Source organism: Xanthobacter sp. AM11, assembly GCF_047444035.1.
GTDB lineage: Bacteria > Pseudomonadota > Alphaproteobacteria > Rhizobiales > Xanthobacteraceae > Xanthobacter.
The window spans coordinates 230,134-242,739 of the sequence record NZ_JBLAOA010000001.1 but is presented as its reverse complement, the minus strand read 5'-3'; the positions used below and the strand labels follow the sequence as shown (position 1 = coordinate 242,739).

Here is a 12,606-nt window from a genome sequence, read left to right as displayed (position 1 = left end):
CGGACGGCCCGTGCCATGACGGCGGAAACCGAGCAGAGCGCCGACCTCAAGGCGCGTGAGCCGCGCGGCGGCGTGCTCGCGCTGCTGCGGCGCGTGCGCCGCTTCGTGGCGTTCAAGGGCTTCTCCTCCCTCACCCGCCGCATCGTCCTGCTCAACCTCGCCGGCCTGTGTGCGCTGGTGTCGGGCATCCTCTACCTGTCGGAATTCCGCTCGGGGCTGATCGACGCGCGCATCCAGAGCCTCCTGGTGCAGGGCGAGATCATCGCCGCCGCCATCGCCTCCTCGGCGCAGGTGGAGACCAACGCCATCACCCTCGATCCCGACCGGCTGCTGGAACTGCAGGCGGGCGAGAGCTACGGGCCGGCCGACGACGGCTTCGCGCCGCTGGAGTTTCCCATCAATCCCGAGCGCGTCGCCCCGGTGCTGCGCCGCCTCGTGGGGCCGACCCGCACCCGCGCCCGCATCTACGACCGGGACGGGCAGCTGCTCCTGGATTCCCGCTCGCTCTATTCGCGCGGCGAGATCCTGCGCTACGACCTGCCGTCCCCCAACGAGCCGAAGCCGGGGGTGATGGAACGCATGTGGCGGGCGGTGCAGCTGTGGTTCGGCCGCGGCGACCTGCCCCTCTACCGCGAGTACGGGCCGCAGGCCGGCAAGAACTATCCCGAAGTGGCCCTGGCCGCGCTGGGCGCCAAGGGCAGCGAGGTGCGGGTGGATGATCGCGGGCAGGTGGTGGTGTCCGTCGCCGTGCCCATCCAGCGCTTCCGCGCCATCCTGGGGGTGCTGCTCCTGTCCACCCAGGGCGGCGAGATCGACGCGGCGGTGAAGGCGGAGCGCTTCGTCATCGTGCGCGTGTTCCTGGTGGCGGCGGCGGTCATGGTGCTGCTGTCGGTGCTGCTGGCCGGCACCATCGCCGATCCCGTCCGCAAGCTCGCGGCGGCGGCGGAACGGGTGCGCCGGCGCATCAAGTCGCGGGTGGAGATTCCCGATTTCACCTCCCGCTCCGACGAGATCGGCCACCTGTCGGGCGCGCTGCGCGACATGACCGGGGCGCTCTACAACCGCATCGAGGCCATCGAGAGCTTCGCCGCCGATGTGGCGCACGAGCTGAAGAATCCGCTCACCTCCCTGCGCAGCGCGGTGGAAACCCTGCCGCTGGCCAAGACCGACACCTCCCGCGGCCGGCTGATGGAGGTGATCCAGCACGATGTGAAGCGGCTGGACCGCCTCATCTCCGATATTTCCGACGCCAGCCGGCTGGACGCCGAGCTTCAGCGCCAGGAGGCGGTGAGCGTCGATCTTCGGCAATTGCTGGAGATGGTGGTGGGCCTCGCTCAGGACGTGCGCAAGGACGATGGCGTCACCGTCTCCCTCGCCTTCGAGCGGGCCGGCGGCGCGCCGGCGGACTTCATGGTGGCGGGCCATGCCTCCCGCCTCGGCCAGGTGGTGGACAATCTGGTGTCCAATGCGCGCTCCTTCTCGCCCCAGGGCGGATCGGTGCGGGTCACCTGCCGGCGGCTGAAGGACGGTGCCGAGATCACGGTGGAGGATGACGGCCCCGGCATTCGCCCTGATGCCCTCTCACGCATCTTCGAGCGCTTCTACACCGATCGGCCGCACCAGGGCTTCGGCCAGAATTCCGGGCTCGGCCTGTCCATCTCGCGGCAGATCGTGGAGGCGCATGGCGGGCGCATCTGGGCGGAAAACCGGGCGGAGCCGGGACCGGACGGCGCTTCCCGCGTCGCCGGCGCGCGCTTCGTGGTCCGCCTGCCGGCGGGGTGAGCCATGACGGACGACGCCCCGACGGACGACGCCCCGGCACCCGCGCTGCCTGCGGGCACCATCCACGCCACCTGCATCGCCATCGGCACGCAGGGGGTGCTGATCCGCGGGCCGTCCGGCAGCGGAAAATCCGCCCTCGCCCTCGCCCTCATGCTGGATGCGCCCCGCGCCCTGCCGCCGGCCGAACTGGTGGCCGACGACCGGGTGCTGCTGGCGATGGAGGACGGCGCCCTGGTGGCCCGGCCGCCGGTGGCGCTGGCGGGCCTGGTGGAGGCGCGCGGCCTCGGCATCCGCCGGGTGCCCTATCGCCCCTTCGTCGCGGTGCGGTGGCTGGTTGATCTGGCGGCAGCCGACGCGGTGCGCATGCCGCAGGCAGGCAGCCTGCGTGCTGAAATGTACGGCATTGAGCTCAAACGCATTGCAGCACAGGAGCCGGGGCAGGCGCGGCTGCTGCTGGCGGCGGCTTTCGCCACTGATGACCACCAGAACTAAATGTGCTTTTGTGCGTTGCACCCCTTGCGTAATTTTTGAGCCGATCTGAATATGGCCGTCCCGCAACGCGGGAGGCCTTCATCGGGGGGTGAAGGCGGAGGAAGCATGATCGGTCTCGTCCTCGTCACCCACGGCCGCCTCGCAGACGAGTTCTGCTCCGCGCTGGAGCATGTGATGGGGCCGCAAAGCCAGATCGCAACCGTAACCATCGGTCCTGAGGACGACATGGAACGGCGGCGACACGACATCATCGACGCCGTAGATCGGGTTCGCTCCGGTGATGGCGTCGTCATCCTGACGGATATGTTCGGCGGGACACCGTCCAATCTCGCGATTTCGGTGATGAACGCACCGGACGTGGAGGTGGTGGCCGGCATCAACCTGCCGATGCTCGTGAAGCTCGCGAAAGTGCGGGGCGAGCTGCCTCTGGCGGAGGCGGTGGACGTCGCACAGGAAGCCGGTAGGAAGTATATCAATGTCGCAAGCCGCGTTCTCTCAGGCAAGTGATCTGCTCCACGTCGCTGCCGCCGGCTGCGAGGGCGAGGACGACCCGTCCGTCGCCTGCGGGCGGCCGGTGGCGCCGGAAGCCCTGGTGCGCTCGCTGCCCATCGTGAACAAAAGGGGCCTGCACGCGCGCGCCTCCGCCAAGTTCGTGCAGACGGTGGAGCGGTTCGACGCCTGCGTCACCGTGTGCCGCAACGGCGAGGCGGTGGGCGGAAATTCCATCATGGGGCTCATGATGCTGGCCGCCGGCCCGGGCACCAGCGTCACCGTCACCGCCACCGGGGCCGAGGCATCCGCCGTGCTGGAGGCGCTGGGCGCCCTCGTGGCCGACCGCTTCGGCGAGGAAGAATAGGCGTTCCGGCCGCCCGGCATCCCCCTGCCTGCCCTCCCGCGCCCCGTGTGCCGCCTGCGGCCATTTACCTCGATCGCAAGTTGTACTGTTCGGCCGCGCGCCGGATGCCTATTTCTGTCCGATGATGCCGTGCGCGCTGGGCGCAAGGATCCGGGACGGGTGTGCCCCCCGTATCAAGGCCATGTTCGAGCCGACGAGCCATAAGCCCGAAGCCGGGCCGGCGCCGCGAGGCGTGCGGAAGCGCTTCGGGCTGTCCGCCAAGCTCCTGGCCCTGACCGTTGCGGTGGTGGCTGCGGCGGAAATCGCCGTGCTGGTCCCAACCATCGCCAATTACCGCATCGCCTGGCTGTCGGACCGCCTGGCGGCCGCGCGCACCGCCGCTTTGGTGCTGGATGCCGCGCCGCAGGAAGGCATCTCCCCGGACCTCACCCGCGAGATCCTGAAGAGCGTGGGCGCCAAGGTGATCGTGGTGAAGCGGGAGGATACGCGGCGCCTGCTGGCGGCCTCCGACATGCCGCCGGAAGCCAACGTTCACATCGACATGCGCGAGACCACGCTGTGGAGCGCGGTGCGCGACGCCTTCGACACCCTCATGGCGCCCAACGGCCGCATCCTGCGCATCCTCGGCGAACCGCCGAGCGGGGCGGACTTCATGGAGATCGTGCTGTCCGAAACCCCGCTGCGCCACGCCATGGCGCGCTTCGCCGCCACCGTGCTGCTGGTGTCGCTGGCGGTGGCGGTGGTGGCGGGCATCCTTGTCTATGTCAGCCTCAACTGGCTGTTCGTGCGGCCCATGCGGCGGCTCACCGAGCGCATGTCCGCGTTTCGCGAGAATCCCGAGGATGCCTCGCGCATCATCGTGCCGAGCGGGCGCACCGATGAGATCGGCACCGCCGAGGAGGCGCTGGAGGAGATGCAGCGCGAATTGTCGCAGACCCTGCACCAGAAGAGCCACCTTGCCGCGCTGGGCCTCGCCGTTTCCAAGATCAACCACGATCTGCGCAACCTGCTCTCCTCCGCGCAGCTCCTGTCCGACCGCCTCGCCTCGGTGCCGGACCCCACGGTGCAGCGCTTCGCGCCCAAGCTGCTCGCGGCGCTGGATCGCGCCATCACCTATTGCGAGCAGACCCTGTCCTACGGGCGGGCGAAGGAGCCCCTGCCGGAGCGCCGGGACGTGGCGCTGGCCCATCTGTTCGAGGAGGTGCGCGACACGCTGGGCCTCAATTCAGGGGCGCCGATCGCCTGGGTGGTGGATGTGGAGCGGGGGCTGGTGGCCGATGCCGATCCAGACCAATTGTTCCGGGTGATCCTCAACCTTGCCCGCAATGCGGTCCAGGCGCTGGAGGCGCGCGCGCCCCTGGACCCCGAGCGCGACCAGATCCGCATCCGCGCGCGGCGCAAGGGGTCTCTGGTGGAGATCGAACTGTCCGATACCGGGCCCGGCATTCCTGCGGCCCGGCGCGAGCACCTGTTCGAGGCCTTCGCTTCCTCCGCGCGGCGCGGCGGAACCGGGCTTGGCCTTCCCATCGCCGACGAACTGGTGCGCGCCCATGGCGGCGAGATCCGGCTGTTGGACACCCAGGTGGGCACCACCTTCCGCATCACCCTGCCGGACCAGCCGGGCGACCGGCACCACCGCCGCGAGCGCATCCGGGCCTGAAGTTTTCCACAGGCCGGCCTTCCGAACGCAACAGGCGGGTTTGGTCTTGCACGGTCCGCCGAAAAGGAGTAGCTCACGGGTCCTCGCGGCGCTCCCTCGCCGCGACGCCCCGGGCGGCTCCCCGCCGCCCGCTTCGGCCACGGTCGAAAAGGGGCAATTGGCGCCGGTAGCTCAGCTGGATAGAGCACCAGACTACGAATCTGGGGGTCGGGAGTTCGAATCTTCCCCGGCGCGCCATTAAATCAAAGATTTAGCCGAAGTTCGGCAGGGCAGGCCTCTGAACCGGGTAACGCCGGGGTAACAAAAATCGCCCGCTAGGTCCGAGATCGGCTCGATTGGATAGGGCAGCACCGAAACAGGCAGCCGACTCGCCATCGCGGATATCCGCACATCGGCGCAGGACAGGCCGTTACCCGAGGCATGTTACCCCGATGCGCTCTCGGGGCTCCCCGAGTTTCAAGATATGTCGCCTCAGAGGCCTGCCGAAGCCCATATATGGCCGGCCATGTCCTGAAGAGGGCGGCGGTGGGCGTCGGCCGTCTCGACCTTCCGCTTTGGGCCAAAGGGTCCCATCCAGACACTCCCCTCCAAGAAACCAAGGAAGCGGGTGGTGGAGCCTCGTCGGGAGCCTCATATGGCTTCTCCGGTGGACAATGGGAAACGAGCGGCTACAGTAGCAAGAGGTATTACCTATTCGCTGCGGAGCCCACGCATGGCAACGGCAACATCCATCAAACTCGATGACGAGTTGAAAGGGCGCATCCAGCGTCTCGCTGAAGTCCGCCGACGCTCCTCCCATTGGATCATGCGGGAAGCGATCGTGCAGTACGTGGAGCGCGAAGAAGGGCGCGAGGCCCTGCGACAGGACACCCTCAAGGCATGGGACGAGTTTCAGGCAACGGGCGTGCATGCCACGGCCGAGGATGCCGAGAAGTGGTTGTCGAGTTGGGGCAATGAAAGCGAGCTGCCGGCGCCTCGATGCCGCAAGTGAGATTTTCGCCAGCTGCAATCCGTGACCTTGAACGGCTGCGGGCATTTCTAAGCCCCAAGAATCCTTCCGCTGCAAAAAGAGCCGGACAGGCCATCATAGACGGCCTTCGAGCCCTCGGCACACATCCACACATGGGCCGGACGATCGAGGGTCTACCCGAGCAGTTTCGGGACTGGCTCATTCCGTTTGGGGATAGCGGCTATGTCGCTCGCTACCACTTTGGCGACGATGGGGTGACGATTCTTCTCGTGAGACATCAGAGGGAGATGGACTGGAGCGACAAGGGCGAGGAGCGACGAGATTAGCCGGCCGAAGCCGCTCTCACGAGCTAATGGATAGAGGACCGAACAAACGCATCGGGGTAAAATGTCGAATACACAGAAAGACCAATATAAAAATATACCATAACACTTGTTGCAGTCGCTACTGACTTCGCCATAAACCGCAGCTGACGACTTTTGTACCCATCACCCCCACCGATTTGCGGAAGGGTATCACGCACGTACTCACGCCAAGTTGTTATCATTCGAATATTAAAGAAGACGATTGCAAATACGATAAAAACGTATCCAAAATATATCTTAGACACTCCTCCTACCCGAGCCAATTCAAATTGCCAATCGAGATACGCATATAACACAAGCGCAGCGATGTTGATGAACAACACAACATATAAAGACATTGGGGGTCGAGTTAAATCGCTTGATCTGGCGCCCGGAAATTGATCGTGATCCATTTTTTTGAAATCCGTTACGGGTAAACGTAAGGGTAAGCTTCGGTCGTTGCCCTGGTCTGTTTTCATCCAAATTTCGAGTATCTTTCCATTTAATCAAAGGGGCTCCGATAATCGGGAAGACCCTCGTAAACCGCAGGCACTTTCCATCCAATCGAACCCCGAACGCCCGTCCCTAATGCTCTCATTATGAGCAGATTCAAACGATCGCAGCGATTTTCCGCTTGCAATTGCAAAAACAAGCGGATTCAGCCCCGTCCGGCATAGGCACTCGGCCGAAAACTATAGCCAAATACCATTTCCAGCCGCAAGCTTAAGGATGTCTGCATAGACCCTCTCATTGACTGCAAAGAGCACGCGTCAAACGCCTCGGGGAATCAAGGAAGGGTGTCGCCACCTTTAATCCGATGTTACCAGCCCTCTTAGAGCGCCCCCCAAGAAACAAGGGAAGCGGGTGGCAGCCGCTTGCATCGGACTCCATCGGCCATCCACCCTCGCCTACTTCGCCATCAGTACCCAGCAAAGGGCGAGAGCGCATACTAACAGAGCTATTTTACCATTAATTTCAAGACGCTGCCAAAAAATTGTTTACAGCCGGAATACAGCCTACGGGAGAAAAAATTCCCATGAAAAGGAAAGCCTCATTTGTTTTCAATTGGTTATTCAGATTTAGCTTGACCGAACGCGGGCTGCATGGTATAGTTCAAATAATAATCAAGTAGACGAACGATGCCTGGCCAGACGATCTTAATAACTAAAAGAGGGGAGTAATCGATGACGACACGCTTAGATATGTGATAAAATTATAACAAGTATAGTTTATTTTTACACTTATGGATTTGTGGTCAATTCGCGCAAATTGACCAACCTAAATACATCAAATGCCTTTGATTGCCGCAGGCGGTATGTCGGAATGCCTGATTTACGTCTCAAATCTGCTTAATTGAAAACGCAGACGAGGCCACTGTTTAAGTCCACTTGGCAAAGGAAGTGGCGCGATAAGCGGATAGATTTTCTAGCCGCAAAGCAGAGGCGCTTGAGTGGTCGAGCGCCGACGCACGATGAAGGCTCTGCCAACAAACTGCAACCTTCAAGCAATCAAGCGATCGTCTGATTGAGGCTTGATTAGCTGGCGTTTATAAACCGAACATAATGGGGAGATCGCAAAACCGCCCCCAACCTGAACAGGTGTTTCGAAATCAGGGTGTGGATGGCTGCGCTGGCTCCGAGAATGAGACTTGCAGGAAACGCATTTTGGCTGCTTAGCCAAAGTGTGTTCCGACAACAGCCCCACCAAGAATGAGTGATGTAATGTACAATAATGATTGATAAACATATAAGAATGATATACTTATGACAGATATTTACGACTTAACCGCAGAAATTGTGCAGGAAATTAAAAGTGCACAGAACTACAATTATAATTTTTGCCCTGATCAGAATGCAGCCGATCAATTATCCAGAGCCTTAAGAATGGTCGAGAATGGTAAAATTGACTTCGATTTGATCGACCTGATTTTATGCGAGTATGCCGCGGCAATGGTGGAGGTTGACTGCTCTGACTACGCAGGCGCCCTCTTGCGCCTACGTGCGCAGTTCACGCTACATCCAGATTCGCCGAGATCGAGCAGCGTGAAAAAGATAAGGGAAACGCTGAATATTGCAAAGGATTAATCTGGCAGATAGTTGGGGGCACTTGCCGCAAAGGTGCCCCTCAACACAGGCTGGTGCGCCGTCAGTTCGTTCCTTTTCGCGGAGCCGTGGGCGCCGCTTTCCGCCCCTTTTTCAGAGACCCCGGCTTCGACGCACCTTCAGGGAAAGGCCGAAATAGTTCGGAGATATGGACTCCCAGCACGTCAGTGAGCTGTTCTAGAAATTCGATTGTCGGGTTAGCCCGCTCGATTTCCAGGTTCGCGAGATGGGACATATCCACCTCGGCCGATAGGGCGAGCCCCTCCTGTGTGAGGCCCTTCTCAACCCTCAATCGCCGCACGTTCCATGCCACAAGCCGCTTCGCTCTCATCCCGCAAAACGAGCGTCTTGCGAGGTATCAATCTATGGGGTATAGCCCATGATTAGTCTGGCCTTGGGGGAGTCCGATGAACATCCAAGATGCGGTGGCCACATGCTTGGCCAAATACGCCACGTTCCGTGGGCGAGCCTCTCGATCGGAATTTTGGTGGTTCTGGCTCGCGTCGACACTATTTGGCTGGTTCGCAATAATCGCAGGAAATTCCCTTGGCAGGGAATGGGGCAGTTTTGGAATTCTGTATATAGTATTATTGTCTTTCTTCCATTCCTCGCTGCTGGTGTACGGCGCCTCCATGACACGGGACGAAGTGGTTGGTGGCAACTACTATGGCTCACTGTCCTCGGAATAGTGTTGCTCAGCTATTGGATGGCGCAGCCGTCTCAGTCCGGCCCCAATCAGTATGGGGAGGAGCCCGAGGCCGATAAAGGCACTCCACCTGCATCGTCAATTCCGCCGGCCGTCCATCCTCAGCCGGCCCCTCAAAGCGCTCCTGTGACCCACAGTGCGCCTGTCGCAGGCCCGCAAACCGAAACCCGCGAGGCACCAAGGGGCATGCTGCACTGGACGCAGCAAAATCGGGATCAATAGCGCCGATGTCACGGGAGAAGCGTCGCAATGTTTGGACCAGTGATTGTCCGGTTTTTACTGATGATGCTCGGGTTGCTGGTTTGGGTCGCTCCGACCTTCGCCCAAGAGGAACACATATGTGTGCAGGCAATCCCGAAAGGGTACGTGGTTGTCCACGGTGTATGGTATGATCAAGGGCAGTGGTTCGTTAAATATTCGAATCCGCCATTCAACAGCACCACTGTAATTAACGTCAGTCCATCAACCTATGAAGTGGGAGCTCACGGTAGCAAGTGGGGTCCAGGCTGGATTCACTTTCATTGGTATAGATGCTGATGATAAAACATAATTGGCAGACGGAACTATTAAGCTCCGGAGACAACGCCTGTGCAGGTCAATTTTAAAATTATCATTTTGATTATCGGTGTAGTGCTGCTTGCTGACGATTTGAGGAATGGAGGGATATTCCCTCAAAGCGTCTATTGCGCAGTCGGCGCCGGAATATCCAATACCGGATTCTCGGCTGAAAATATGAAAAACAATCCATTAGGTGTCGACGTCCAAAGGGCGATTTTGCTGAGTACTGCTGTTGGCCTCATGCAGGCCACTGGACAAATATCAGAGGAGGAATCTCAAGCCATTATGGATGGCCGAAAGCCATTTTGCCTCAAGATGGTATCCATATTAAAATACCTCACGGCGGTCATTAGCAATCGACCAATGGCTGATGGTTGGAGCGTCTTTCAGTCTCGGTGAGAATTCTCATTCGTGACGAGCATCGGGCCATTACAGGATATCGACCACCCGCCCATTGGCATCGATCGCCCTGACTCGACAGCCAGGGTTCGAACGCGCGGTGGCCTTCATGGCGTTCGTGATATTCGGCGCGAGGTTCTGGACGACCATGACCGTTGCCCACTCGCCCGAATTCCGCTGCCGTTGAATCTGAACCTGATCCATCTTGCTTGGATGCCTCTCATTGCCGGCGCCCATGGCTGAGCCTGATCTTATTCCCTTAACGAGGTCGCGAGCCGTATCAGTTCAGCGATGCTGTTGATGCCGCTCTTGCCGCGGATGTTCCTCATATGGGTTCGGAAGGTTTCGTACGAAATGTGAGCTGCGTCGGCCGCATCGCGCGCAGAACCATTGTGTTGCACGAGAAGCCTGATCAGGCCTGCTTCCCGCTCCGACAGTCCGAACGACGACTGCAATAGATCGCTCGCTGGAATGAGGTGTCGATCGGGGTCAGTGACGGTGACAATGCCCCATGCCGATTCAAAATAGGCTAAGGAGGGGTCGCTTCTAAGGCGATGAGCGCGGACCAATAGGGGGCGGCCCTTTTCTCGACGAGCGAGCAGTGGCAACCCTGAAGACGGCGATGCTATCCCCGATTGCCTCAGCACGTCCGATACGCGCTTCTGGAACGCGTTGTCGTCTGGACCCCGCAATTCGAGGCGGCTATCCTTAATCGAAATATCTTTGTTTAAAATCGATCTCGCTGCTGCATTGAATCGGAGGACCTCCGACCGTCGATTGAGCAGGAATGCAGGTGTGGTCATAGCCTCCAATGCGTCAGAAACCCCATTCAGGCGCGCCCGATCAAGCTGCTGGATCATTGACGTCAGCATAGATAGGCGAGGCGCTATCGAAGTGAGCACCGCAAGGTCGCTAGGGCTAAATGGCTCCGCCCCCAATGGCCGCTGGATTGAAACACAGCATATTTCGCCAGCGATGTCGGCGCGAAGGCCCGCCCATTCGTCCGCACCATTCTTATGAATGAAATCCTGGAAATAAGGCGAACGGCGCTTTCCTTCGCGAGAAATGACATCTTGATCAGTCACGACGCCCTGACGCACGAATTTCTTCAAAGGGCGTAGGCGGATGTCGGCCTTTATCCAATTCTCTTCGACATACTGCCGCGCACAAGGAACTAGCGATGGTGACACTGGGTATGGGCCGGGCATCTTTTCATTTAGGGCCGGTAGAACGATCGTCCCAAATGCGCCAATTGCGGAATCGAAGGCTTCAAGCGCAGGCGCCCAACCCATTCCTTGGAACGGAATTTCCAAAAATAGATCCACAGCCCGGTCAAGGGCATCGGCGTCGAACGACATTGCAGCATCGGAGGTTACGACAATTGAACTAGCTTAGCATTACTGACGTCCTGCAGCAACCCTTGGTTACGTGGACATGAAAACTCCCACCCTTCGAATGGCGCGAAATTAGGCAAGCCAGGCCTTTTACATCTACTTCTTGCCTAGCTTCTCTTTCACGCACTGCTCGACGCGCACGGAGGTATTATCGTAAGATCCCTTGCCCGTTCGGCCGTGAATTTGCCTGCACTCTTGAACGGCGGCTTCGCGTGAAGGCACTTTTGGGGACCCAGGTTTCGATTGGCTCTGTGCCAGTGCCGGCGTGGATGCCAAGAATAGGAAAGCTATCAGCTCGCCTGCGATGATAAAGCCTCTCATGAGCGGCCTCCTTGCAATTTGAAGACCTAGGCGAATTTCCGCCGAGTCAGCCTTGCCTGTCGTTGCGAATGCTCATGTGCCGGAAAATCAGGACTCTGTTGATACCGCAGATGAGGTATAAGCCCGCCAACAAGTGTCCCCACACGCAACTTATTATAAAAATGACTACACATTTGGCCTGCATCCGATAGTGCGCCAATCGACGTGATTTGACTAAATATATACATAGACACTATTTATTCCGAGTTGAGCTTTTAATGAGAAATGCGAGGCTGGTCTGGAAAATAATCGTTCATTGTTGAGATGCCCCCGATGAGGTATTACGAGCCGTCCTGAGTGGAATTAGGCTTCTCTGCCTTTAGGCTAGGGCCCGTCGGGCTCGTAAGAGGAGGCTCTCATGGCTATCGTAAAAAGACTCTGATCGCGTTCTCGCTCTTCGCTTCGGTTCTGACGAGCATTCCAGTACTCGGCCTCGGCGTTTCCGCTGCCAATGCTTGCACGTGTGGGCAATATGGCTGCCAACGTGATAGTAACGGCGACATCTGCTCAAGCAAGTAGCCCCAAAAAGGATGCAGTGGAGCCGCATGCAGCGATCAACTCCATCTGAGGTAGCTGCATGCGGCTCCAAATTATAGAGGAAATTTGCAATGACACGCTTTCTGTCCGTAATATACACTGCATTCATGACGATCATACTGTCTAGTCATTCATTAGCAATGACAGAAGATGACATGGAAAGCGCTCTCCGCAGTTGAGTCTGTCCTTACGACAAGGCTACGATAGCAGATGTAAAGATCCATGAATACTGTGGCGATAATTACATGAAAGCAATGAGCCCCACCGAGATTCTCAAATGTCAGGGAGACGTGCAGAGAATCAATAGTACAATATACAGGTACAATATGTTTATTAGGTCGTGCCGGTGAACAGCGATTTAATCGCGATACCCTCGAGGGATGATCTCGATGAGACTTATAATATACGCGGCTCTGATATTGTTTACCTTTATTGTCTCTAACTCC

At 59.1% G+C, this 12,606-nt stretch carries 12 protein-coding genes, 1 tRNA gene and 1 pseudogene; 11 read left to right on the top strand and 3 right to left on the bottom strand.

Annotated features, from left to right (window positions below):
* Positions 1-15 precede the first annotated feature (15 nt).
* The 9 genes from ACI7BZ_RS01115 to ACI7BZ_RS01075 all read left to right on the top strand — a co-directional run bounded on the left by ACI7BZ_RS01115 (position 16) and on the right by ACI7BZ_RS01075 (position 8,188).
* Positions 16-1,782 carry a sensor histidine kinase gene (locus ACI7BZ_RS01115; RefSeq protein ID WP_414115369.1) on the top strand — a complete coding sequence of 589 codons (1,767 nt, stop codon included), beginning with the start codon at positions 16-18 and terminating at the stop codon, positions 1,780-1,782.
* A gap of 3 nt (positions 1,783-1,785) precedes the next feature.
* Positions 1,786-2,274, top strand: coding sequence for an HPr kinase/phosphorylase (locus tag ACI7BZ_RS01110; protein ID WP_414115368.1), 489 nt, complete (start codon positions 1,786-1,788; stop codon positions 2,272-2,274).
* A 105-nt stretch (positions 2,275-2,379) separates the two neighbouring features.
* Positions 2,380-2,781, top strand: a complete 402-nt coding sequence (locus tag ACI7BZ_RS01105; protein WP_414115367.1) for a PTS sugar transporter subunit IIA — start codon at positions 2,380-2,382, stop codon at positions 2,779-2,781.
* Entirely contained in the window at positions 2,750-3,130 is a 381-nt protein-coding gene (locus tag ACI7BZ_RS01100; RefSeq protein ID WP_414115366.1) for an HPr family phosphocarrier protein, read from the top strand. The genes ACI7BZ_RS01105 and ACI7BZ_RS01100 overlap by 32 nt, the downstream gene beginning before the upstream one ends.
* Positions 3,131-3,311: 181 nt before the next feature.
* Positions 3,312-4,790: a sensor histidine kinase gene (locus ACI7BZ_RS01095; protein ID WP_414115365.1), complete on the top strand. Its 1,479-nt coding sequence runs from the start codon at positions 3,312-3,314 to the stop codon at positions 4,788-4,790.
* Positions 4,791-4,950: 160 nt separating this feature from the next.
* Positions 4,951-5,027, top strand: a tRNA-Arg gene (locus ACI7BZ_RS01090).
* Between the two features lie 475 nt (positions 5,028-5,502).
* Positions 5,503-5,781, top strand: coding sequence for a CopG family ribbon-helix-helix protein (locus tag ACI7BZ_RS01085; RefSeq protein ID WP_414115364.1), 279 nt, complete (start codon positions 5,503-5,505; stop codon positions 5,779-5,781).
* On the top strand, positions 5,769-6,086 hold the full coding sequence (locus ACI7BZ_RS01080) for a type II toxin-antitoxin system RelE/ParE family toxin (protein ID WP_414115363.1): 318 nt from the start codon (positions 5,769-5,771) through the stop codon (positions 6,084-6,086). The genes ACI7BZ_RS01085 and ACI7BZ_RS01080 overlap by 13 nt, the downstream gene beginning before the upstream one ends.
* Before the next feature lie 1,781 nt (positions 6,087-7,867).
* Positions 7,868-8,188, top strand: a complete 321-nt coding sequence (locus ACI7BZ_RS01075; protein WP_414115362.1) for a hypothetical protein — start codon at positions 7,868-7,870, stop codon at positions 8,186-8,188.
* 61 nt (positions 8,189-8,249) lie between these two features.
* Here ACI7BZ_RS01075 and ACI7BZ_RS01070 read toward each other — a convergent pair whose 3' ends face one another.
* Positions 8,250-8,537 (bottom strand): helix-turn-helix domain-containing protein, encoded by a 288-nt coding sequence (locus tag ACI7BZ_RS01070; RefSeq protein WP_414115361.1) that lies wholly within the window; start codon positions 8,535-8,537, stop codon positions 8,250-8,252.
* Positions 8,538-8,613: 76 nt separating this feature from the next.
* On the opposite strand from ACI7BZ_RS01070, the pseudogene ACI7BZ_RS01060 reads away from it, so the two are divergent.
* Together ACI7BZ_RS01060 and ACI7BZ_RS01055 are read left to right on the top strand one after the other, a co-directional pair.
* Positions 8,614-9,134: pseudogene (locus tag ACI7BZ_RS01060) on the top strand (DUF805 domain-containing protein).
* 366 nt (positions 9,135-9,500) lie between these two features.
* Entirely contained in the window at positions 9,501-9,869 is a 369-nt protein-coding gene (locus tag ACI7BZ_RS01055) for a hypothetical protein (protein ID WP_414115359.1), read from the top strand.
* A 30-nt stretch (positions 9,870-9,899) separates the two neighbouring features.
* Here the strand turns inward: ACI7BZ_RS01055 and ACI7BZ_RS01050 are convergent, their stop codons facing one another.
* Positions 9,900-10,073 (bottom strand): hypothetical protein, encoded by a 174-nt coding sequence (locus ACI7BZ_RS01050; RefSeq protein WP_414115358.1) that lies wholly within the window; start codon positions 10,071-10,073, stop codon positions 9,900-9,902.
* Positions 10,074-10,120: 47 nt separating this feature from the next.
* Positions 10,121-11,227 carry a helix-turn-helix transcriptional regulator gene (locus ACI7BZ_RS01045; RefSeq protein ID WP_414115357.1) on the bottom strand — a complete coding sequence of 369 codons (1,107 nt, stop codon included), beginning with the start codon at positions 11,225-11,227 and terminating at the stop codon, positions 10,121-10,123.
* Positions 11,228-12,606 lie beyond the last annotated feature (1,379 nt).